The organism is Paenibacillus sp. PSB04 (genome assembly GCF_025809195.1).
GTDB classification, from domain to species: Bacteria; Bacillota; Bacilli; order Paenibacillales; family Paenibacillaceae; genus Paenibacillus_AQ; species Paenibacillus_AQ favisporus.
The window spans coordinates 1,543,826-1,567,500 of record NZ_CP081301.1 but is presented as its reverse complement, the minus strand read 5'-3'; the positions used below and the strand labels follow the sequence as shown (position 1 = coordinate 1,567,500).

General features: G+C 47.9%; 21 protein-coding genes. 6 read left to right on the top strand and 15 right to left on the bottom strand.

Annotated features, from left to right (window positions below; genetic code table 11):
• Positions 1–164 precede the first annotated feature (164 nt).
• Both K2F33_RS07605 and K2F33_RS07600 read left to right on the top strand, forming a co-directional pair.
• Entirely contained in the window at positions 165–1,472 is a 1,308-nt protein-coding gene (locus tag K2F33_RS07605; protein ID WP_263881339.1) for a helix-turn-helix transcriptional regulator, read from the top strand.
• Complete coding sequence (locus K2F33_RS07600; protein ID WP_076173132.1) at positions 1,459–2,304, top strand: WYL domain-containing protein; 846 nt, start codon at positions 1,459–1,461, stop codon at positions 2,302–2,304. Before K2F33_RS07605 ends, K2F33_RS07600 begins: the two co-directional genes overlap by 14 nt.
• Positions 2,305–2,326: 22 nt before the next feature.
• Here the strand turns inward: K2F33_RS07600 and K2F33_RS07595 are convergent, their stop codons facing one another.
• Positions 2,327–3,217 (bottom strand): cation diffusion facilitator family transporter, encoded by an 891-nt coding sequence (locus tag K2F33_RS07595; RefSeq protein ID WP_076173133.1) that lies wholly within the window; start codon positions 3,215–3,217, stop codon positions 2,327–2,329.
• Positions 3,218–3,667: 450 nt separating this feature from the next.
• Between K2F33_RS07595 and K2F33_RS07590 the strand changes: the two genes are divergently transcribed.
• Both K2F33_RS07590 and K2F33_RS07585 read left to right on the top strand, forming a co-directional pair.
• Positions 3,668–3,787, top strand: coding sequence for a YjcZ family sporulation protein (locus K2F33_RS07590; RefSeq protein WP_208629353.1), 120 nt, complete (start codon positions 3,668–3,670; stop codon positions 3,785–3,787).
• Positions 3,788–4,152: 365 nt separating this feature from the next.
• Positions 4,153–4,389, top strand: coding sequence for a hypothetical protein (locus K2F33_RS07585; RefSeq protein ID WP_076173134.1), 237 nt, complete (start codon positions 4,153–4,155; stop codon positions 4,387–4,389).
• 116 nt (positions 4,390–4,505) lie between these two features.
• Here K2F33_RS07585 and K2F33_RS07580 read toward each other — a convergent pair whose 3' ends face one another.
• From K2F33_RS07580 to K2F33_RS07555, 6 genes are all read right to left on the bottom strand, one after another.
• The gene (locus K2F33_RS07580; RefSeq protein WP_263881338.1) at positions 4,506–6,212 is read right to left on the bottom strand and encodes an ABC transporter substrate-binding protein; all 1,707 of its coding nucleotides are present in this window, start codon (positions 6,210–6,212) and stop codon (positions 4,506–4,508) included.
• A gap of 84 nt (positions 6,213–6,296) precedes the next feature.
• Positions 6,297–7,235 (bottom strand): carbohydrate ABC transporter permease, encoded by a 939-nt coding sequence (locus K2F33_RS07575; protein WP_076173136.1) that lies wholly within the window; start codon positions 7,233–7,235, stop codon positions 6,297–6,299.
• A 10-nt stretch (positions 7,236–7,245) separates the two neighbouring features.
• Complete coding sequence (locus K2F33_RS07570) at positions 7,246–8,211, bottom strand: ABC transporter permease (protein WP_263881337.1); 966 nt, start codon at positions 8,209–8,211, stop codon at positions 7,246–7,248.
• Positions 8,212–8,296: 85 nt separating this feature from the next.
• The gene (locus tag K2F33_RS07565; protein WP_263881336.1) at positions 8,297–9,853 is read right to left on the bottom strand and encodes a response regulator transcription factor; all 1,557 of its coding nucleotides are present in this window, start codon (positions 9,851–9,853) and stop codon (positions 8,297–8,299) included.
• Positions 9,850–11,631 (bottom strand): cache domain-containing sensor histidine kinase, encoded by a 1,782-nt coding sequence (locus K2F33_RS07560; protein WP_263881335.1) that lies wholly within the window; start codon positions 11,629–11,631, stop codon positions 9,850–9,852. Before K2F33_RS07560 ends, K2F33_RS07565 begins: the two co-directional genes overlap by 4 nt.
• Before the next feature lie 110 nt (positions 11,632–11,741).
• A complete protein-coding gene (locus K2F33_RS07555; RefSeq protein WP_263881334.1) occupies positions 11,742–13,925 on the bottom strand; it encodes an alpha-galactosidase in 2,184 nt (727 codons plus the stop codon).
• A gap of 387 nt (positions 13,926–14,312) precedes the next feature.
• Between K2F33_RS07555 and K2F33_RS07550 the strand changes: the two genes are divergently transcribed.
• The gene (locus K2F33_RS07550) at positions 14,313–15,140 is read left to right on the top strand and encodes an AraC family transcriptional regulator (RefSeq protein WP_263882303.1); all 828 of its coding nucleotides are present in this window, start codon (positions 14,313–14,315) and stop codon (positions 15,138–15,140) included.
• Positions 15,141–15,318: 178 nt separating this feature from the next.
• Here K2F33_RS07550 and K2F33_RS07545 read toward each other — a convergent pair whose 3' ends face one another.
• The gene (locus tag K2F33_RS07545; RefSeq protein WP_212984840.1) at positions 15,319–15,807 is read right to left on the bottom strand and encodes a MarR family transcriptional regulator; all 489 of its coding nucleotides are present in this window, start codon (positions 15,805–15,807) and stop codon (positions 15,319–15,321) included.
• Positions 15,808–15,976: 169 nt separating this feature from the next.
• On the opposite strand from K2F33_RS07545, the gene K2F33_RS07540 reads away from it, so the two are divergent.
• Complete coding sequence (locus K2F33_RS07540; RefSeq protein ID WP_212984839.1) at positions 15,977–16,720, top strand: NADPH-dependent oxidoreductase; 744 nt, start codon at positions 15,977–15,979, stop codon at positions 16,718–16,720.
• A gap of 154 nt (positions 16,721–16,874) precedes the next feature.
• On the opposite strand, the gene K2F33_RS07535 is transcribed toward K2F33_RS07540, so the two are convergent.
• The 7 genes from K2F33_RS07535 to K2F33_RS07505 all read right to left on the bottom strand — a co-directional run bounded on the left by K2F33_RS07535 (position 16,875) and on the right by K2F33_RS07505 (position 23,637).
• Positions 16,875–17,138, bottom strand: a complete 264-nt coding sequence (locus tag K2F33_RS07535; protein ID WP_373309600.1) for a cold-shock protein — start codon at positions 17,136–17,138, stop codon at positions 16,875–16,877.
• A gap of 28 nt (positions 17,139–17,166) precedes the next feature.
• The gene (locus K2F33_RS07530) at positions 17,167–17,367 is read right to left on the bottom strand and encodes a cold-shock protein (RefSeq protein WP_076173149.1); all 201 of its coding nucleotides are present in this window, start codon (positions 17,365–17,367) and stop codon (positions 17,167–17,169) included.
• A gap of 791 nt (positions 17,368–18,158) precedes the next feature.
• The gene (locus K2F33_RS07525; protein WP_212984838.1) at positions 18,159–18,800 is read right to left on the bottom strand and encodes a hypothetical protein; all 642 of its coding nucleotides are present in this window, start codon (positions 18,798–18,800) and stop codon (positions 18,159–18,161) included.
• A 36-nt stretch (positions 18,801–18,836) separates the two neighbouring features.
• Complete coding sequence (gene qatD / locus K2F33_RS07520) at positions 18,837–19,586, bottom strand: Qat anti-phage system TatD family nuclease QatD (protein ID WP_212984837.1); 750 nt, start codon at positions 19,584–19,586, stop codon at positions 18,837–18,839.
• A gap of 14 nt (positions 19,587–19,600) precedes the next feature.
• A complete protein-coding gene (gene qatC / locus K2F33_RS07515; protein WP_212984836.1) occupies positions 19,601–20,944 on the bottom strand; it encodes a Qat anti-phage system QueC-like protein QatC in 1,344 nt (447 codons plus the stop codon).
• Positions 20,945–20,946: 2 nt separating this feature from the next.
• A complete protein-coding gene (locus tag K2F33_RS07510; protein WP_212984835.1) occupies positions 20,947–21,672 on the bottom strand; it encodes a hypothetical protein in 726 nt (241 codons plus the stop codon).
• A 6-nt stretch (positions 21,673–21,678) separates the two neighbouring features.
• Positions 21,679–23,637, bottom strand: a complete 1,959-nt coding sequence (locus K2F33_RS07505) for a KAP family P-loop NTPase fold protein (RefSeq protein ID WP_212984834.1) — start codon at positions 23,635–23,637, stop codon at positions 21,679–21,681.
• Between the last annotated feature and the right edge of the window lie 38 nt (positions 23,638–23,675).

Genomic DNA, 23,675 nt, shown 5'->3' with positions numbered 1-23,675 from the left:
CATGGCGCAAGTATTACGACCCGGCATAGAAATCTGGTGAAACAGGCGTCATTCGTGTTTCCGCTCACACGATCACGGCACGCTCATGGTAAGGTTCACGTGTTAACCACCCGGTTCGCCTGCTACAATAGAATGAGATCGATACGGAAAAGGAGAACCGCCAGATGGCCAAAGAGAGCTTTGATAAAGAAATCCAGTTTTTGCGCTTGCTGGTGCTGACGAGCGGGGCGTATAACCGGCAGCAGTTCGCCAAGCGGCTGGGGATTTCCGTGAACACGTTCGATAAGACGATCCGCCGCCTCAAGGAAATTGTCCAGGCCACGTACCAGCAGTTGCCGGAGGAACAGGGCAAGGAGTTCAGCGAAGGGCTGCGTTACAACTACTACGATTCGGCCGACCCGATGCTGCTGTTCCTGTTCCGCGCCAAGTCGCTGAAAGAGTCAGAAAGTGAGCGGCTGTCCCTGCTGCTTGGGGCGCTTGGTACGCAGTCCCTTACGGCGCTGGAGCTGCTAGACTGCTGCACGAACGCGATGGCCGCCCATCTCCCGCTCCCGGATGAGAAGACGATCCGCAAGGACCTGAAGTACCTGGAAGAGGTAGGAGTGATCCGCAAAATAGGCGGAGCGCGCCCTTACCGGTACGCCATTCGCGGAGAGCTCGTTCAGGAGCTGACCGAAGATGAGCTGCTGGATTTGTACGATTTTGTGGACGTCATGGCGGGCACCCAAATTCCTTCCGTTCAGGGCTACCTGCTGCGGGACGGACTGAAGAAGCAGCTGATGCGAAGCCATGCGGAGAAGCATGCGGTCGAGCCCTTTTTATATAAATATCACTACCACTCGCGGATTTTGGACGAAGCCCATTTGTTCTCCATTCTGGATGCGATCCGCAAGCACCGGAAGGTCCGGTTCCTGTACTTCTCGCCCAAAGCGGAAAAAAGCTACGCCTCCCAGAATACCAACCCGCTGTTTGAACGGAAAACGCAGGGCAAGCTGGAACAGACGCTGCCGTTAAAGGTCGTGTACGACCATCAGTACGGCCGCTGGTATCTGCTGTCCTATGGCCGGGAAGGCATCCGGAAATACCGGATGGAAGGCATCACGCAGTTTGAGGAGGCAGATGAGGCGGATCCCGTCTGGTTTGCGGAGAGGCAGCAGGAACTGCTGGAGAAGCTCCGCTACAGTTGGCTGATCGACACCGGCGCACCGGTTACGGTCCGGGCTAAATTTTACAATCCCGGCGACGGACCGAATTTCATCAAAGAGCGGGTGCTGCTGCAGGGTCAGTGGGGGCAAATCGTCGATGAAGACGACGAAGCCTTCATCTACGAGATTACCGTAAACGGCACGACGGAAATCAAGCCGTGGCTGCGGAGCTTCGGTTCCAGCTGCGAGGTGCTTGAGCCGATCCGGCTGCGCCGCGAAATGATCGCGGAATGGAAGGAGATACGCGCCTATTATGAATCTGTTTGAAAAGATTTTTAACTACCAGATCATCTCGCGGCTCGACGATTCCGGCACCTTCATGGTCACCGCCCACGAACGCGCTTGGCTGAAAACCGTGCTGGAGCATCCCGCCGCTTCCGAAGCATTTACGCCCGAAACGCTGGCGAAGCTGGCGGCTCTGCTGGCCGAAGATGAAGCGATGGACACCGACGCTCACCTGATCGAGAAAGCGCGGAGCCGGGAAAAGCAGGTATACCACCCCCTCCTGCGGCCCTTGCGCCGCTTGATCATGAACCGGAGCGGTATCCGCGTCACCCACGCCCTGAAAAGCGGGCAAGTCTACTCCAACCAACTGGGCGTGCCCTACCGGCTGGAGTATTCCATGGTAAAGCGGGAATGGTATCTGCTGTGGCACCATATCCGCAATCGCGCCTTCATGAGCACGAAGCTGGATAACATTCTCTCTGTCACCGAGCAGGAGCTGCCGCTTGAGCGGGTGAGCGATATTTTGACGCGGATCAGCGAGACGCTGGAGAACCGCAAAGCCGAGGTGCTCGTCCAGATCATCCCGCAGTATAACCAGGAGATGTCGCGCATTCTGTATGCGCTGTGCTGCTTTGACAAAGAAGTGCAGTATGACGTGCAAACCGATACCTATACGGTCAAGGTATGCGTTATGGGCGATGAGAGGGAATTTCTGCTGTCCAAGCTGCGCTTCCTGGGCAAACGGGTGCGGGTGCTTGAAGGAGAGTATGTGAAGAGACGTATGCTGGAGGCTTCGGTGAAGGCGCTGGAGCGGTACGGCGTGGTGGAGGAAGTTACGGATAAGGATGAGGAAACGTTAAACCCCGCTCAGTGAGCGGGGTTTAGCTATTTGCGGACTACTCTTCATACCATGGGTTTAAATGAACCATAACCTCTCCGACATCGGAGCAATGCTTCATGATCGTTTGTTTAATATTTCGGGAAATATCATGCCCTTCCTGAACACTGAGCTCAGCCGCCACCCCAACTCGAATATCAACAATAATATAATGGCCGTGGTCCCTCGCACGCAGGCGATCCAGACGCTTTACTTCCGGAACCGTTTTGACTAACTCCGTAAGCTCGTTCATTTTCTCCAAGTCCACGTTTTTTTCCATCAAAACATCGACCGAGGATTTTCCCATATGAATCGCCAGCTTTAACACCAAATAAGCGACGACGATTCCGGCAATAGGATCGCCATAGGAGAGAATCGCGATATCGTAATGATCGCCGAGCATGCCCAATGCGATGCCGATGACCGCGGCAATGGAAGCATAGACATCTGCAAGATGATCATAAGCTGTGGCAATGAGCCCGCTGCTTCGGTGACGTTTTCCGATAGCCATGGTATAAACATAGAGAATTTGCTTCAAAATCAAAGAAAAAGCCGCTGCTGCCAGCGCGACGACGGTTGTTTTGTGCGGGGGTTCGAACAGCACCATGACGGAGTGATAGGCCATATATAGAGCGGCCAGCGCTAAAATGATGGCCACGACCCCTGCCCCCAGCACCTCTGCCTTCCCATGACCATAGGGATGATCCTCATCCGGAGGCTGTTTGGAGATTCGCATGGAGCTGAGGGCTGCGCCTGTGGCGACGACGTCTCCTGCATTATGGACACCGTCTGCAATGAGCACTGGACTATTGGATAAGAATCCAACACCGAGTTTAATAGCGGTTAACACGATATTACTTATGAAGCTGAGCCAAATGGCAAATGTCGATTGTTTGTCTTCATGGTTCACGTTTTTAACTCCTTACACATTCAGTAGCATCAGTGTTGAAACGATAGGTTTTAATAGTAGCGTACAAATACCGTGTGGGTCCAGAGAAACAGTTTTTGTGTGTCCCTAAAAAGTATGACTTGGCATAAAGAGTTGTACGGGTGAAAAATATTTTTACATAACAAAAAAAGCCCCCTATCAAGGAGACGTATCTGAAATTCGGTTGACGACCTCGGCCATCGGTAAGCTCGCCTCTTCCCTGTTGGCTATTAGCTGGCAGGGTCGTTTTTTTGATTCATTCTAAATTTATAGTCCGAAACTTAAAAATGAGTGTTTGCCCTTGAGAGGTTTGCCCTTCCCCAAATGCTCATTATCCATAAGATATGATTATCTATTTACCGCTTTGCCCATACCCAATCCTAATTAAATCATAAGATACATTGTACTTTAAACTCAAGGAGGTAGTAAGGGATGAGTGGAGTTGTAGGAGGAGTTGGCGCAGGGTACGGTTACGGCTTGCACAACAATGTTGGTGCTATCCTTGTGTTGTTCATTCTGTTGGTAATTATTTTGGCAGCATTTTGTTGGTAAACCAAATATCAGGATTGACGAAAACCCTGCTGGCTACCTGCTGGCAGGTTTTTTTTGTTTTTTTTGTATTACAGGTGCAAATTAATTTTTGTTATATAATTACAACATATATGGACGCGCCGTTGTGATCTGAAAGCATTAGATCTTTCTTTTTCTGAACAAATAACATTTTTAAACCCTGACAGCTTTGTGCTGCAGGGTTTCATTTATTTCTGAATCTTTTTTAAAGGTTTAAAGGTGCACTTTAACGTTCGTTTCTCAAAATATCGTAAACTAGCGGAATCGGCCTCATTCATTGGTATAACTGCCGTGACCCCTTGTCCAACGCGTTCATATGATGCTTTGTCAAAGAAAGGAATGATGAGATGGATGCCTATTATAGCTGCACGCGATTCATGAGCCAGAGAGTCCGCATTATAACAAGAGACGGTTATGTGCACGAAGGAAGAATCGTAAAAGTGGATCGTGATCATGTGTACTTGGAGACAGATCGAAGAGATGGACCTGTAACGACCTCCGCTTTCCAACCCTTCGGATTCAGGGCTCGCAACTCCATTTTGACGTTAAGCCTGTTCACGCTGCTCGCGATTGCTTTAATCTAAATCCCTAAGCGATAAAAAATCTCTCACCATATTCACAAGGCGACTAACATACTGGCTACTTTTACGTACACTTAGAATCACCCCGATTTTCGGGGTGATTCTTTGCCTTACTCTACTCAATTGGTCGACCAGAGCTCGATCCGGTTCTTGATATGCTTGGTATAAGCCTCTTCCATTTCTTTAACTCCGGCCTTCTCCAGCTCCGCCATATAGGCGTCCCAAATGTTGTCGAAGTCTTCCGGCTTGGACATGACCGCTTCCGGGATGCGTTTCCATGTAATGTCCTTCATCTTGGCTCCCAGAATCACGGCAGGATCGTCGTTAGGCAGCGACATCGTATATGCCGCTCCGTAGGCTCTCGGCTTAAAGTCTTCTTCCTTAGGGAAGAGGTCCTTCCAATGCTCCGCTTTATAAGCCTTCAGGGTCTCCTTCTCGGCCTCGCTGTAGTTCGCAGTCAGCAGTTCCGGGTAATTGCGGGTGAAGTAGTTACCGGTGGAATCCTTGATGCCGTCACCATAATGAACCATCAAGTTCCAGTATAGTCCGAGGCCCGCTTCTTTCTGGAACGCTGCGCCGTCATTGTTCGCCCGCTCCTGCACCTCCGGGATCAGCGTGCGTTTGCCGTTTTCCATCGTGTAATGCTTGCCTTCAATGCCCCAGTTATTCAGGATCTGTCCTTCTTCCGATGCTAAAAAGTCGAGGAACTTGATCGCACGTACCGGATCCTTGCATTTACTGGAGATCGAGATGCCGTATCCTCCGTCAAAGCCGGCGGGCCAGAAGCTCGTATCCTTGTATTCCGTGCTCATCGTGACCGGATAGTGACCATAAGTCTGGTCGAATTTGCCGGCCGCCTTCAGCGCATTTTGTCCGTCGCCATAATCCCATTCCGGATCGGCAAGGCCAAGTACCCGCCCCGAAGCTACTTTCGCCTTAAATTGGTCGGTTTTCTGCACGAAGCTTTCCGGATCAAGCAGTCCGATGGAATTCATGTGGTTCAACCAGCGGAAGAACTCCTTTTCTTCCGGACGGCGGAAATGGTATGTGGCCTGGTGTGTTTCCTGATCGATGTAATACTCGCCGTCATCCGGCCCTCCGGTCGTCTGAAATCCCAAGTTGGTCACTTGGTACATATGCCAATCGTCCGCATTCAGGGACAAGCCGATATTTTTATTGCCGTTTTCGTCCGTCGGATGCTTAGTGATGTAGTCCTGAATGACCTTTTCAAAATCCTTCACTGTGCGAATTTCCGGATATCCCGCTTCTTTGACAACGCGATGCTGTAGCTCAAAGCCTCCGTCGGCTTTAAACTTCTTCTCCTCGACAGCCGACCAGGTCGGGATCGCGTAGATCGCCTGGTCATCCAAGCTGTACTTCGTCCGAACAAGCTTGTCTCCGAGCATTTTCTTAATGTTCGGCGCGTACTTGTCGATCAAATCGGTGAGGTCGATGACGGCGCCGGCGTCGACAAGTTTGCCGACATCCGCTTTGGCTGCGATCAAATCCGGATAGTTGCCGGTGGCCGCAATCAATGAAATTTTCTGTACCGGGTCGCCAACAGCGAACTCCGCATCCAGGGTGACCCCGGTTTTCTCCGTGATCACCTTACCGACCTCGTCTTTCATGTTGTTCCAGTTCGTGCTGGAATCTTCCGAAAAATAAGTGAATGTGATGGGCTTCAGGTCATCACTTTTCGTTCCGGATGCAGCACTTCCCTCTGTCTCGGCTGCAGACGAGCCGCCGTTTCCACCGCACGCTGCGAGCGTTGCCGTCAAAGTCAGCGCCAGTACAGACGCCGCCCATCTCTTTTTACCTGACTTCATGAAGCTTAACCCCCCAAGTCATAATGAATAATGATGAATTTGTATGGAACAGGCGGTGAGGCCTGGACACACCAGCATCTGTCTTTAACTTTTGACCGCTCCAAGCGTCATACCCTTCACAAAATATTTCTGCAAGAAAGGATAGACGACCAGAATCGGTACCGTCACGATAATGGTAATCGCCATTTTGACGGATTCCGGCGATACCTGTGCCATGCGCTGAGCCATATTGGCAGCGTCCTGGGAATTGGTAGCACCCGTTGTCGTGCTCTGCAAAATTTTCATCAGCTCATACTGCAAGGTCGTCAACGATTCGTTGGACCCATTGAACAAATAGGTGTCAAACCATGAATTCCACTGCCCTACCGCCAAAAAGAGCGCCACGGTCGCAAGCGCCGGCTTGCAAAGGGGAAGAATCACGCGCCAGTAAATCGTAAAATCGTTGGCGCCGTCCAGTTTCGCTGATTCCTGCAGCGCATAGGGCAGGCCGTCAATGAAGGAACGAATGACGAAGACGTTAAAGGCGCTCACGAGCCCCGGCAAAATGTAAACGGCAAACGTATTAATTAAATGCAGTTCCTTCAACAGGATAAAGCCCGGAATCATCCCGCCTGAGACATACATGGTGATGGCCAGAAACATGGAGATCCATCGTCTTGCTTGGAAATCGCTGCGGGCCAGCGCGTAAGCCAGCATTGAACCGCTGAGCAGACCCGCTATGGTTCCAATGACCGTCCTCAGGACGGAAATTTTGAATCCGGTGATGAGGCCGCTGTAAGTAAAGATCAAATCGTAATTTTTCAGCGTAAATTGCCTTGGCCAAATCGTAATCCCTCCTCTGACGGTATCCACCGAATCGTTGAAGGAGATCGCAAGCACGTTTAAGAACGGGTAAATCGTCAGGACGGTCACCACGATCATGGACAGATACACGATCGCTTCCAAAATTCGGTCCTGCGGTGATTTTGACTTCAGTTTGCTCTTCATGCGGCCGGCCGGCGCAGTACTATTGGCAGTTCCCATGTCTTCCTCCTTACATAATGCTTTCGTTGGTGAAGCGCTTAAAAATACCGTTAGCCGCAAACAACAGGATCAGGCTGATCACCGAGTTGAAAATATTGATCGCCGTCCCGAAGGAGTAGCGTCCCATGGCCAAACCATAGTTAAGCGCATACAAGTCAAGCACTTCCGAGTAATCGATGACCAGGTGATTGCCTAACAGAAACTGTTTCTCGAAGCCTGTGCCGAGCAGGTGGCCGATGGACATAATCAGAAGCACGATGATTGTCGGCCGGATCCCGGGCAGCGTGATATGCCACATTTGCCTTAGCCGGCTCGCACCGTCAACACGGGCAGCTTCATAGAGCTCAGGGCCAATGCCGGAAATGGCCGCCAGATAAATAATGGCGTTCCACCCGGTTTCCTTCCAAATGTCCGCGCTGGTGACGATCCACCAAAACCAATGACCCTGGGCCATGAACTGAATCGGCTGATCGATGATGTTCAGGCTGAGGAGTATACTGTTTACGACGCCCCCGTCCGTTGACAGCATTTTGGTAACGATGCCTGCAGCAACGACCCACGAAACAAAATGCGGCAGATAAGACACCGTCTGCACGAACCGTTTCATCACCTGAAGCCGAACCTCGTTAAGCATTAAGGCGAAGACGACCGGTACAATAAAGCCTGCAATCAGGCCCATAAAGCTCATGGCCAGCGTATTTCGAAGTACCTGGTAGAAATGGTCATCCTGGAACAAGGTACGGAAATGCTCCAAGCCTACCCACTTCTGTTCAAAAAAGCTTACACCAGGTCTATATTTTTGGAAGGCCATTGTCCAGCCCCATAAAGGCAGGTACTGGAAAACAAAGACCCAAAGAACGAACGGAATGGACATGTAATACAGATATTTTTGGTTTTTCAATACCTTCCACGCACTTTTTCGGGTCCGCGTCGTCTGTTTGTATGCGTTTTCCGTCTTTAATGTTATCGTTTTCATGTTTCCTCCCCTCTCCTGGCTTCCATCATAAATCAGCGGGGAGAAACGGCAAATACAACGGATTTCGGTAAAAATCATCCACAAATTATGGATTTTTAAAGTCGGAAGGTGAACGGCCCTCGTATTTTTTAAATTTGCTGTGAAAATAGTTCACACTCGTGTAGCCGACGCGTTCCGCCACTTCGTATACCTTCATGCCCTGCTCCAGCAGCTCCTTTGCCTTGCGGATCCGGACCTTGTCGAGGTATGTGTTGAAGTACTCCCCTGTCTTATTCTTAAAGAGCTGGCCTAAATAGGCCGTACTGTAGTTCAGCATCCCGGCCAGCGTATCCAGTTTCAAGTTGTCGGCATAGTGCCGGTGAATGATGTTAATCATGATCTTCAGCTCTCTTTCCTTTCCCTCCGGTTCCGCATCCTCTGCTAATGCTAGAAGAAAAGAGTGTGTTTCTTCCAAAAGATCCGCCAGATGCTCATATTCGAAAATCCCCTTCAAAAAACGCGAAGCCTCCTCCGTCCCTTTCCATTCCTTGCGGGAACCCGCGGTCGCGGTCAGCTTATGAATGACGGCATTCGATAAATAGAAAAACGATTCTTTGACAAATCCTTCATTCGCCTTCTGCATGACAAAAAAGGCCGCCGCCTCGTCCAGCAATGGCCGGATCATCGTCTGATTGCCCGCATCCAGACTGTAATAGAGGCGGGAGATGAATTCCTCCATCATTTCTTCCGGACTGCCGCCGGGAAGACGCGGGAATTCCGGTAAAGGATAGCGCGAAGGATGGGGACCCAGCAGCCGTCCCTTCTCGCTGAAGAAAGCCTGTTTTAACGCATCCTGGGCATTTATAAAGGAAATGTTCAGCTCTTCCGGTACCGGCACCGCTCCCCCGGTGGCTGCAACGAACCGGAAATTCCCCAAAGTGTTCCGCAGCAACCGGTACAACTGCTCTCTTCGCTGTCTGCCGCGCAGCGGCTCTTGGAGAAGCAGGATGACGTAAGGGGGTATAACCGTGACCGCTCCGGTACCCCTGCGCTCGATGTCAGGCTTCAGCGCATCCGCAAGCTGCTGCAGCGCATCGGGGCGGGTCGCTTCAGGTCCGCGCAGGAATACAGCCACGACTTCATAGCTGCTCCACAGCAGTCCGGCTGCTTGTGCCAGGTTTCGCAGCTTGGAGGGATCTTCGGTAGTATTCTGCGGTACGAGAAGGCTCTGGAGCAGCCATTCCTGGTTTACACCCTCGATTTGGCGCGGCCCTTTCTTCAGGCGTTCCTCTTCGATCCGCTCTCGGACCCGCGTTAAGGTATGGATCATCTCTTTGATGTCCACCGGCTTGAGGAGATACCCGGCTACCCCGTATTTAATCGCTTGTTTGGCATAGTCGAAGTCGGCATAACCGCTCAGTATGATCACTTGCAGCTCAAGTCCGCTGGATGATACGGATTGCATCAGCTGCAATCCATCCATAAGCGGCATGCGAATATCGACGATGGCGATATTCGGCCGTTCCTGATCAATCACGGCCAGTGCTTCTTGACCATTGGCCGCCGTGGCCGTCACGGTAAGACCCAGACTGTCCCACGGAATCAAGGTTTGCAGGCCTTGGCGCAGCTTCGGTTCATCATCCACAATGATGACCTTCATCATTGGGAATCACCTCCTGGAATGAAAAATGTGATCAAAGTTCCGGCTCCAGGCTCGCTGTCGATCCGTAAAGCACTGGATTCCCCGTACAGCAAGACCAGCCGTTCATTCACGTTGCGCAGGCCGATCCGCTGCTCCCCCTCGTCCTCAGCCGGTGATGCAAGCTCCTGTCGCACGAGATGAAGACGATCCGCCGAAAGGCCGGCACCGTTGTCGCTCACCTTGACTTGAACCCCCCTCTGGAATGCCTTCACTTCCACGCTAATAAACACTCCCTCCGCGCGGTGATCCAGGCCATGAACGACGGCATTCTCCACCAAAGGCTGGATAATCAATGGAGGTACCAGCATCCCTTCCCGGCCTGCATCAACCGTCAATCGATACTGCAAGCGTTCTTCATATCTGAACTTTTGAATATCAAGATAGCAGCGCACCCGCTCAAGCTCCTGGCCCAGCGGAATCTTGCCGCTGCCGGTTTCCAAACTGCTGCGCAGCAGCGTGCTGAGCAGCCACACCGCCTCCGCGATGCCGTCTTGTTTTCGAATATGGGCCTCCATCCGGATCGATTCGAGCGAGTTAAAGAGAAAATGGGGATTGATCTGGCTGGCCAGCATTTTAAATTTCATCTCGTTTTGCCTTTTCTCCACCAGGCTTTTCTGCCGGTTCGTTTCCTGGACTTCATTGAACAAGTGGTTCACCTCTCTGACCAGCGCATTAAATTGCTTGGACAGCAGGCCAATTTCATCTTTCCCGTCGATATGCAGAAAGGTTTCCCAAGAACCCGACCGGACTTTGGACATATGCCTGCTTAACCGGAGGAGCCTTCTGGATAATAAGGATGCGGAGGCATAAATGAGCAGGGCGGCAGCAATCAGACTGGCCGCAATGACGACTACACCGAGACGGATGACTTGATTGGCATCACGGGTGATCTCGGCAACGGAAAAAATCGAAATCGTGCGAAGGCCATTCCAACTGTCCTGCGGTTGCAGACTGGCGATGACTACCTTGGACGCTTTCCCGTTGATGGACGCATTGTAGCTTCCCTCCTGAAGAGACAGTATATTGGGATCGGCATAAATATCCGACAGAGCCTTTCCTGACGCTCCCGCTTCATTGGACGCGACGATCCGGTTCCGGTTATCCACGATCAGGGTCGGGAACGACTCCTGCTCCAGAATGGAGCTTAACCGGCGCTTGTCCACATTGATGACCAATACCCCTTTTCGTCCGGAAGCATCTAAAGGAAACGAACGAATCAAACTTAGATCATCGGAGCCCTTTCGTTCATCTTGAATCAGATTCCAGCCGACCAGCCCCTTCTGCGCCAAGGCTTCTTGGTACCAATCCTGGGCCGTGACCGTTCGGTCCGGCTGGATAAACTCCCAGTTATCGAGTGCCCCCGGATTCTCGGCGTACACGCGGATCCCCGATATCTCCTTGTACAGCTGGAGATAGTCGCGGATATCCGTATAGTCACGGTAAGCCTGAATGACCTCAACGTAGCTGTTGTATTTCTGGCCGGCTACCCTTTTCATTCGATTGTCATTCATCAGCCGGTTCGAAATGTCCAGCGGAACCTTGATCAGCTCTTCCGTACGTTTCCGAACACGCTCCACATTGGTAGAGACCTGCACAAAAGCGTTTTCAATAACGATTTCGCGCAGCTTTCCGGTCAAAAAAAGGCCGCACAGCAGCAAGGGAAGAACGGCCACCGATATAAACGTAACGGCCAGCTTCTTCCTTATTTTCATATCATTCATCATCCGGATAAAAAACATGGCGCTACCTCCCGTGTCATCTGTTCTGCTGCGCGCAAAAAGCCCCTTTTTCGCTTAAAAAAGGGGCTTAAACTCCATCCATGGATGCTCTGTCGGGCTCAGATCAATGGTTACGCCTTGCCGGGCTTGAGGGCCCGCAGTCTAAACCATCGGCTTTGATAATCTTTATGCTCGTAGGCAAGGGGCAAACCGAGCTGCATCAGCCGGTCTCCCCCAAAGATCGAAATCTCCCCGCCGGTTCCGGGCTCCACTTCGTATTCCAGTTCTGGGTCAAGTCCGTCCAGGCGCAAGGTCCGCTGGGGTGCGTTCGGCACGGCCATCACTTGAAAAGCGTAGACCAAGGCATCCTCTTGATCTTCCGAAACAAACATCCACGCCGACTCGTTCCCTTCGAACGGACTTTTCAGACGGTACAAGTCGCCTTGCTGCACCAAGCCGCGAATCTGCTTGTAGGTGGCGACTTGGCGTTTGACCGTCTCCTTTTCGTCATCGGTAAATTTGGTGAGATCCAGCTCATACCCGAAATTTCCCGACATGGCGACATTGCCGCGAAAATCAAGCGGTGTGATCCGTCCGACCTGATGGTTCGGAACCGCCGACACATGCGCTCCGATGGCGCTTACGGGGTAGACGAGGCTGGTCCCGTACTGAATCTTCAGCCGTTCCACCGCATCGGTATTATCGCTGGTCCAGGTTTGGGGCATGTAATACAGCATGCCGGGATCAAAGCGTCCACCGCCGCTGGAGCAACTCTCGAACAAAATATGCGGAAAATCAGTGGTGATGCGCTCAAGCAGCTCGTACAACCCAAGAACATAGCGGTGAGCAGTCTCAGCTTGGCGCTCCGGCGGCAGGGCGGCTGATCCGATTTCCGTCAAAGCGCGGTTCATGTCCCATTTCACGTAAGCAACCGGCACGGTGGAGAAAATCGCAGAGAGCGAGTCATAGATGTAATCTCGCACTTCCTGGCGCGTGTAGTCCAGCACCAGCTGCCACCTTGCTTCGCTGCGTCTACGCCCCGGGACGTGAAGGCACCAGTCCGGATGCTTCCGGTACAGCTCACTGTCCGGCGATATCATCTCGGGCTCGAACCACAGCCCGAATTTCAGGCCCAGCCGGTTGATGCGCTCCGCGACATCCGCCAGTCCGTCCGGCAGCTTCCGGCGGTCCTCGTACCAATCCCCCAGCGACGAATTGTCCGCATCCCGTTTGCCAAACCAGCCGTCATCCAAGACAAACAGCTCAATGCCCAGCTTGGCCCCCTCTTCCGCAATCGAAACCAGCTTGTCCGCATTGAAGTCGAAATAAGTGGCCTCCCAGTTATTGACCAGAATCGGCCGTTCTTCGTCCCGGTATTTCCCCCGGCACAGCCGGGTCCGGTACAGGCGGTGATACGTCCGCGACATCTCTCCCAATCCTTGCGCGGAATACACCATGACCGCTTCCGGCGTTTGGAAACTTTCCCCCGGATTCAGCTGCCACGCGAAATCAAAAGAGTTCACGCCAATGCTAAACCTTGTGGAGCCGAAGGAATCTACTTCCGCCCCTGCTTCAAATCCGCCGCTGTACACCAGGCTAAAGCCAAAAGCTTCCCCATGTCGTTCCGTCGTTTCCGGTGTGACCAGAGCCGCAAAAGGGTTAAACTGGTGGCTGCTCATGCCCCTTTTGCTGTCGATCCGGGTTTCGCCTTGTTCAAGCGGTCTTCGCTTCATATTTCCTTCCCGGGCCCACGCCCCGGAAAGGTACACCATCTCCAAATCGCTATGACCGGAGAAATCGACGCTGGCACTAAGGGCACGGCGAAGCCGAAGCTTCTTGTCCCCTTCGTTGATCAAACGAGCTGACCGAATGATCACATTGCGAGCCGTGAAGATGGAATAAAGCAGGACAACCTTAAGTCCCGAGTAGGCATCTTTTAATACCAGCTCGAGCGTCTCTGCTTCGGACTCGTCCTCCGTATAAACGGCCGGAAGTCCGCTTAATGGCGGCTTTCCCTTTAGGATCCGGTAACCGTCGTACTTGAGCTCCGTAATCCTCGTCCCATCCTCCAGTTCGGCCTGGTACGCCGGATTCCGGAAGTCTCCGCTGCCGTACTGCGGGTATTCCTGCGGCAGCCGGTCAAGCCCGGCCCTCGCGGGAGTGTGTATCAGGAGATCGCCCATCGTTTCCCGATGCTTCAGTCTCCCACCCCAATATCCATGTACAGGATAACCGTCCTCGATCTGAATCAAATAGCTCATGCCGGAAGACTGTAGATGAAACAACCCTGCTTGCTCTTGAACGATTACGCTCATTGGTAAACATCCCTTCTTTCCTGCCCATCGGTACTTCATGCATCGTAGCATGGTCTAGAACATGGTCTAGAACATGGTCTAGAAAATGGCTTGTGCCATATCCGTATCTATGAACCATTACATCTCCGCCGTCCGGGGCAATGCTCCGGCACCTTTGTATTCAACCTATCTTTGAAACATGGTTTTAGGATTGATCTACGATTCCAGAAATACAGGCTTATATACAAAAATCATATATGATTATACGGTAGGTCGTACATGGCATGGTGCTCACTAGTTATGTTATTATGCTAGATATGTTAAACAAATTTAATAAAGGCCAATAACAATCATTTCTTGAGTTCATTCTATATAGCTATTCTATTTTTAAGGGGATGGGATTTGCTTGTGTTAGAGTATCTGCCGCGAAGCAAACAGCACATCGAGCTGCATCTGACGCAATTTGGCATGGAGGATTGTATATCCGGTCATTATTTTGGGCCCGCCGTAAGGACTCACTATTTGCTCCATTATATATTCAAAGGGGAGGGGATTTTTGAGGTAGGGGGAGTGAGGCACCACCTTCGCAAAGGACAGGGGTTTCTGATTTGTCCCCATATCGTTACCTATTATCAAGCCGACGAAGTTAACCCTTGGTCATACGGCTGGGTTGGTTTTAACGGCACGCTGGCTGAACCCCTCCTTATGCAAGCAGGGCTAACCCCTTCATCTCCAATTCTGCATTATGATCGAGATGATATGATCCATCAGTATTTGCAGTTGATGGCCCAGTCAAGACAAAGCCATAAAGCCCGGGAAACCAGACTAACGGGGCTGCTGTATTTGATGTTATCTCTGCTAGTGGAATCCGGTCCGGAAGAGCCTACCGTTCAAAGGGACAGCCGGGCTGAGGTTTACGTGGAGCAAGTGATCGATTTTATCGAAATGAACTTTTCTCAAAAAATAACTATCGAGGACATCGCGCATTTGATTGGGCTTAATCGAAGCTATTTATGCTCGTTATTCAAACAGCAAATGAACATAAGCATTCAGGATTACCTGATCCGCTACAGAATGGATATGGCGGCTAAAATGCTGGGAAACACAGAACTTTCAATCGGCGATATCGCCCGCTCGGTCGGCTATACCGACCCGCTGCTCTTCTCCAAAATGTTCAAAAAGGTGAAGGGGGCCTCGCCGAAACATTATCGGAGCGAGGCTTTTGGTCCAAACTAAGGTGGATCCCATAGGAGAACGTGGATTGAAAAAAGGTGTTCGTTCTCAAGGCGTACGTTTGAGGGGAGTCCCAACCCATTTCAAAAAATATGTCCAAAATCGCCGTCACTGACGGCGATTTCCAATTTTCTTACCGATTTCTTACCAATTTCTTACCGATAGATCTGTAGGGCTCAATCTACCGCAGACGGGCCAGCTTCTCCAGAAAGTCTGCCACGATTTCCAGCGATGCCTCGTCGAAACTAGCCAACAGTTCCATCGCTTTATGATCCTTCTCCTTGTGAAAAACCCGGTGCAGCTCAGCCAGTTCGGCGCCAAGCGGTGTCACAGAGTAATAAATTTCTTTCAGGTTGTCCGGCAGCTGGTTTTTTCGTATCAGGTCCTGCTCCAGCAATTTGCGGGTGATTTTGGAGACGGCGCCTTTTGTTAAACCCATCTCGCGGGCGATATCGATCCCTTTAATGCTGTCATGCGCATAGATGACGTCCAGAACGTGCAGGCTTGAGACGGATAGACGGGGCAGCAGCTTTTTCAGCCGGTCGTCGGAAATGCGCTCCATGAGCCAGAGCCGGTCGCTGTCATCTTCGGCTTCGCTGACGAGGATCTGGTATATGGATTTTTCGATGCGGTTTTTGAGCTGAAGCAAATCATCATTCATATCAGGCATAAGGCAAGCCTACCTTTTTTCTTTTCATTATATCATGGTTTCCACAGAAACCATTTGACAAAGTATCATTTCCTTGTTATTGTGGTTTCCATGGAAACCATTTAATTGGAACGTGGTCTTCATGCAGCTTCTGCAGAAATCACATTACATTGATTCGGAGGGAATTTTTATGAATGAGGTCATTCAATTGATCCACCAGCATCGCTCCATCCGCAAGTTTACAAAAACGCCGTTAACCGGCGAGCAAATCGAAGCTATCGTCGACGCGGCACAAATGGCGCCATCCTCGGCGCACATGCAGCCGTTCTCGATCATCGGCGTCACGGATCGGGAATTGCGCAAGAAAATCGCGTTGCATTCGGAAAATCCATGGATTGATGAATGCGGGTACTTTTTTATCTTTTGCGCCGATTTTCACCGCATGATGCTGGCTGCCGGCCCGGACTACCAGGACAAAATGAGCCGCAATCTGAACTACTCCTATTTTTACCAAACCAGTGTGCTAAGTGCCGCGCTTGCTCTGCAAAACGCCAACTTGGCCGCTCAATCAATGGGTCTCGGGGCCGTTATTATCGGCGGGATTAACAGTGCTCTGCCTGAGCTGGACGAATGGCTGGACCTTCCGGACTTTGTCATTCCTTTGGTCGGTCTTGCGGTAGGCGTCCCCGATGAATTCCCAGAACAAAAGCCGCGCTTGCCACGGTCCGCCGTATTTTTTGAAAACCAGTATGATCGTGCTCTTAAAGCACAGGTCGAAGCGTATGACCGGGAAATAGGAGAATATTATGGCGCTCGAACCAACAACAAGCAGAAGGCCAGCTGGTCGGGGAAATTCATCTCAAAGCTGGATCGGGATTTGCCGCTGGGCGGGTATACGGAGTATGTGAAGAGCAAAGGGTTTGATTTGAAATAGGCTCGTCTGAAATGCAAAATCCACAACCCCATGAGGTTGTGGATTTCATTTACGTGATCGACGAGGGGGAGCCGAGCCCCTGTCGGAACATAGCGCCATCTTTTTTCCGCGTATAGATGGTGACCAACGTGATGAATTGCGGGTCCCGCTTTATTTAATGCTTTGTCTGATTTGGGCTTGTATTGGCTAAAATAGGCAGCATCTTCTCACTTTTCTCCATGAAGGAATTGCATTGGCCACAAATCGGTTGGATCAGAAAAACAAAGTTATCCCTCATCCATCCGTTGCACTTTTCATTGGTGCACGACCATATCGTTGTCATTTCCTCAGGAAGATCGATCATCAGTCTTTTCCGTGAATAGTACAAGCAGCATCCCTCTTTCTCCCCTGGAGTCCTAAGTAAAAAAGGCCCCGACACGATGTGCGGGACCTTTCTAATTACAAACTTACAGTTTTACAACATTCTCGGCCTGTGGGCCACGGTTGCCTTGTACTACATTAAATTCAACTTTTTGACCTTCATCCAACGATTTGAAGCCGTCGCTCACGATTGCACTGAAGTGTACAAATACGTCGTCTCCGCCTTCAACCTCGATAAAACCAAAACCTTTGTCTGCATTAAACCATTTTACTGTTCCTTGTTGCATAGTTCATTACCTCCATAATTCTATTTTTTACATGATCTTCGAGTTTCCAAAAAAAATCACATATTGTACAAGGTTACATCATCAAAATCTAACCCTCTACAATATGTGATCTCAGGTCGAAATTCCAATAAATTAACTATAACACAACTGGAGTTGAATAACAAGTATTTTTTGCTTTTACTTCCAAATCATTGCCCCTAGTGGAGAAAGATAATCGATCAAGAGACATTGCGTAGCCATCGTAATAAATAGAGGAATGTATCGTTTAAACCAAAAGTTTGCCGGAGTTTAAACCAAATATTTGCTTAAAAGACTGCTGATCGGACAGTGTTTTCGTAGTTATAATAAACTATATTAAAGCAGATTCTTGCCGGAAGTTTTTTATTAAACCAATCGATTGCCGAAAGTGCCTCACACCTTCTTTTCCACAAATTTTTATTCTGCTCATGATAATGGATTCATTAATTCTTGTTTAAAGGCTACATGAGAATTTCCCAAGAGTTTTTCTAATTGATATTGTCGGTACTGATCCGTTGGCTTGAAGGACGTCTTGAAGAGGCGTTCAAAAGATAAACGGCTCGTTTAATGAAATAGCACTCACTAAGAATTTTCCTACCGGAATGTAAGTATATCGATTAGAAAAAAAACGGCAGTCTAGACCTTTATTTACTGGTCAAGGCTGCCTCTGGTTTTATATTTATGCCAGTCTATACCTATTTCAATGAACCTGACTTTTTAGTCGTTGAGCCAGCGTAACCAGTACAATCAATCAAACACCACGACCAATTTGTTCACAGTGCTTCCCCAAAAAAAGATTTTTCAATTTTATTCTTGATTAAAGCCTCATTTAATAAATCAAAGCGAAACTTTCGAATCTTGTTATTTTTATTCCGCAACTCATCAAGCATTTGTTGAAGCGTTCGGCCTCCCCTATCCCTTGAAATAATCGTATTGATCGCTTTAATTTGTCTGGGGAGTGGTTCGCGACTTTTATATTTCTCAAGGTCGTTCTTGATTTCTTGCAATGCACTTCCAGGAGCAATTCCCCAACATATGATTAGCAAGTTAATTGCATTAAACAGTTGCTTTGCAGCCGGATGCCATGTTTCATCGAGAACTGTATTTCCATTTGCGCTGCTTGTTCCCGTTCCAGGGGTTTCAGATGCTAATGGGTCAAAAAGTGTTAATTTAGGATGATGAATCAATTCAAGAAAATGATTTGCTGCATAAGTACCGCATAAAAAAGTTCCGGTAACATTACCATTTTTCGCTCGATAAGAAAAGCAATAATAGCTGTCAGTAAGTAAGTCTTTAGTACAACTTCTACGTTCTTGCCCGTTTAACAAACGAACATGAGCAATGGGTTTTATATCATATTCCTGAACCAACTTCTCTCTAACCTCTGGTGATCTGCACGGAAGCACCTCAAACACCTCATTTTTTGTTTCCCTTCCATTATTTACAGTGCATCAACCCCCATTACTGCACTGTTTGATCGGAAGCAAAGTCTGGTTAAAGTTCTCTTTTATTTGTCGTTCAACATCTTCATATGAGCAACTCCAAAGCGAGCTCAAGTATTTCTGAACAAGCGATATATCTTGGGACGTAACAATCTTGTTTTCAATTTTGACAAAAGGCCCATCTGTTTCCGTTAATACTCGGTTTCGAGGAATCTTTGCGATGATTTTACATCCGTTTGACGATTGGAGCATTGCGGGATTAACTGAGAAGTAATGACCTGCTGCAACAATTTCTTTAAGAAAGGACAATGAACCGCTATACCAATGAAAAACGGCTCCCTTTACTGAAAACTCTTCTAACATTTCCAGAACAGTAGGTTCTGCCCTTCTTGAATGCAGCGTAATAAATCGAGGGCGATCACTGATATGAGCCAACACGTGACGGAAACTTTGGATTTGCTTTGTTTTAGTAGCAATGCCTTCTCGTGAAAAGTCTAGTCCTATCTCGCCGATGTATGATGTCTGTTTCGCAAGATCAATGAATCGTTTCATTTCAGTAGGCGTATGTATATTTGCATAGAGTGGGTGTAAGCCTAGAGCCAATCGAATATATTTAAAATCCTTTAAATGGGAATACCCCAATTCATAGTGACTCGGTAAATTTGTAACCGCGATTGTTGAGATACCTTTTTTTTCATTTTCAATCGCTACCACATAGGGATTTTTGTACAAATCTATGTGGCAATGAGCATCAATCATTTTATTTCACATCCTTAAGCAAGACCGATTAATCGTTTGATATCCCTTGTTCCTTTGTCATTAATAAGTTCCTTTACCTCTGCCATCGCTCGAACTACAAGGCTCGAATATTTATCAATTTCTTCGAAAGCCACGCCACTTGAAAGCAATAACCTTTTTATTTCCTCAACATTATAGTTATGCCCAAGAAACGCCAACACAGCCCTAAAATCATAAGTAGAAGTTTTGTTGCCAGTCAAATCGATTTCATCACTACAAATATCTACCCCATAATTTTCAGAATCAGCATTGATTACATGCAATGATGCTCTTCTAAAAATACATGGAACGCATCTCCCACAACCTTTTGCATCTCTTCTAATCCAGCTGGACTTGTGACCGCTTTTTCCACATGAGACTGAATCAGGAATCGCATTTCGTAGTATTTGTTGGTTTTTGCATTGGCTAATTGCCTCTCCTTTTGTTTTCTCACCTAATGGATTTAATATTGGATTAGATATCCCGACGCTTTGAAGAACATTACCCAGCATTCGTAAATAATTCGGATGAGCAGTTCTGGTGCTGCAAGTTCCTCTTCGAGATGGTGTAAGTGGTATGTTTAAAGCGATTGTTCCATTCTCCGGTATCATCAATGGAATATCCTCACCAATACTCGCGGCTGCATAGATACCGATTGCAAGAAACAATATGGAACGACTTCTGAAAGTTGTCTCCTTACCTGACGGATGCTGGCCGGCCCTAATTTGTAATGAATCTATCCTATTAGAGTACTGTGGCACTAAATGATTTAAAAGATTGCTCTGATCCGTCTTTGGTCCACTTACTTGACCATCATAATGCCCTACTAACAAAATATTTTTCTCTGGGTTGCTCTCCAACCAATCAATAGCACCAACTAATGAATCTAATCCACCTGAGAATAAGCAAACCATGTCTGCTTGCACGTGTGGCAAGACTCGCCTTGGCGGACGTCTTCTTTCAGTTGGTCTATGTAAAGGAGAGGTATTAAGATAAAACTCAATATCCCAAACGTCTCCGGTCAAAAATGACATGCACTTCTCCAGATTCTCCTTTGTCATTTTCCACTTCGTCAGCTCATATACAGGAATTCTAAGCTTAATATCACGGGTCCATTTATCCTCTGTTGTTTTTCTTCTAACAAATTTGTCTGTAGCATAAAACACAGAGGCCATAAACAAGAAGTCCAAAACGGTGGAATTTGGGATTCCACATCTTTGGTATACTGTCTTCAAATCAAAATCGAGATTACAGGTTTCTTCAGTATCGGTATTATGAATGCATACTTTCGCCAGTTCGAGTCTAGTTTTCTCCGCCGCGCTTACCATTACATTTATCATAGCTAACCTCCGAATACATCTAGTGTTTTTTCTAACACTTGAACACAAATTGCCTCGCCTTCATGCCCATTCCAGTCGACCTGTGTAATATCTCTATCAAGGGCTAAGACTGTTATTTCGGAATTAATATAATCCAATATATCATTGAGAAAGGCATCAGCTTGAGCATTACCAACTTTAGAAGCCAATCTTTCGTAAAAGGATCGACAAAATTGTTGATACACATAGTACCCAAAAAATCTTTCCAACATCTCGGTAAGGTTGTCAGGTTGAGCAGATGCCTCTAATATCTGACCAATACCATCAATCCCCTCAGACTCACTGAACAACTCATCCATAAGTTGGGAAAGGGCATTTCTAGCATCCACTTGATCAATCGTACTTGCATCTTCTCCGAAATAGTCAATAAGTGAAAGTATAATATCAGATGTGGTCTTACCTTTTAAATGCTCTAGTCCTGTTTGTTTCAGTGCTTCGTCGAGACCAACACGGTTAACTAATGAAAGAAAAGAACCCAAATTTCTCGCGACGGCCTGTGCGCTTTTAGCACCCATGCCACCGTTTCTTGTCACACCTTGCGAGCCGCCATGAGCACGAATAAACTGTCCTACTAATTGCTTGGAGTTATCTAAACCTGGACGGCCTTCTTTAGCCAACCTCGAGACTTTCCCCTTCAAATCTCCCCACTGAGGGGTTGAAGGGGCATCATAACCTTTAGATGTACCCATTTAAGATTACCTCTTTCCTTCAATAGGTCTTAAAGCTCGACCAATTCGTGTTTCGGTCGATCTCAAGTGATTCATAACAGGTTCAAAATACTCTTTCAGCATAGGTTTACTTCTATTTAAGGCGGTCAAATCATTACCAACCGCCGGTGGAATAGCACCAGCAGGAACATTAAATAATGTGCGAGTAAGACTTTCAATACTTTCTACAACATCCTTTTCAATAAGCCCCCTCAATGCGTCATAACCAACTTTTTGATCTGGATTACGCTGAATATGCTTTTCAATCAGATTTAACAATAAAATACGGTCATCTGCGTTTAACTTTAATGCGGACTCAACCGCAGGCCTCATCTTTCCTGCGTTAGAAGAAAGAATATCGTCAAGTATCGTCCTTACAAGTGGCGGAATCATAGATACCCCGGATAAAGTTGAACTCAACTTATCTCTAGCTACCCAGAAATAATCCCTTAAATCTATTTCACTCAATAGCGGTTCCATTGCGATCCAGCGGCGCATAAAAGAAGAAGACCATTGTGAATCAATTTTTTTGGCCTCTTCTTCGTTATCGACATTACCATCAGGTGGTGCCAAAACCGCTTCAAGCTGCTTTAATTCGCTAGACCTTCCTTCTTGTTTAGCCTGCCATTCGAATAAATCCATAAATTGCTTAGAGTGTCCATATTCAAGAACCATCAATTTTACCAGAACGTCATCCCGGATATTTTGCAATCCTGCAACTTTTGCCAATTCCTTTCTCAGAAAATAGGCATTTAAAAATCGCTTAACTTGCCTTGGATTTCCCTTAAGTCCTTCAGTAATAAGTGGGGCAATGCTTGAACTGAAAATTAAACTCTCACTTAGCGCTGTTGGAAGTTCAGCCTCTCCAAATGCTTCTTTCACAGCAGCGTAACCGAATACGGAATAACGATTTGCACACCTTTGATCTTCGCAAGCCTTGTGAACCTTTCCAAGTAAGATATCATCTTCAATGTCCCTAGCACAGAACAACAGTGCCATATAGCTTTCCACCTCTGCCGGTGACAGCTTAGGCAATCTATATGGAATTTGTATCAACTTCTCTAAGTAATCGGTTACAAGCCTCTCTGATGCCTCAGCAGGGTCTCGCTCATCCTTGAATTTCATTTGAGCATACCTAACCTCAATTGCATGACGCACTATCCGAGGATCAGCTCCTATTATAAATGCAGTTCTCTCAACATTTAAAAACAGCTTAATCGCTTCTAAATTTTCTATTATGCGTTCGTTTGAACACCTGTCTAAATCATCGATTAGTACGACTAAGGATTCAATATTTGTATCTTTAAGCAGCTTTTCAAAGTCCTGACGAAATGTTCGCACATCCATGGCACTTGCTTCGCTCTTATCTTCCTTAATCATTTCCTCCCAATTGATTTCAGATTTTGATTCACCTTCACCCCCTTCCTCTTCTTCATCTTTTTTAGGCAGTATTGAACCCAATATTTTTTTGCCAGAGCCCACTAAGCTCGGTACAATACTTGCACCGCCCGTTATATATGCTGCCAGAGTAGGTATACCGATCTCTTTTACACCGAATTTTGCTACACGCATCCAATTAACAGACTTTAATAGCCCAGCGACTTTTTCTTTAACTTTAGGTCCGAACCTCTTGTGTTCCCCAAGCTGTAATAATATTGAGCTTAGCAGCGCAGATTTCGCATCGTCATATCCTTCAAAAAGCCAACCATTGAAATATAAAACTGCGATTTTTTCATATTTCTCTTTTTCGGGTGAATTCGGAGGATAATTTTCTGAATCTAAATCGTGCTCTAACATTTTCATAATACTTGTTTTTCCACTACCCCAATCCCCAAAAACCCCTAATGTAACAGGTAGTAGCTTGGGATTGGTAACAACTGATCTTATTAAGTCAGCATGTACTTTAAAACCCAGCAAGTCTTGCGAAGTTTCATTATCCGCCCACATTGCAGTACACCCCTTTTATTAATTAATATTAAACGTAC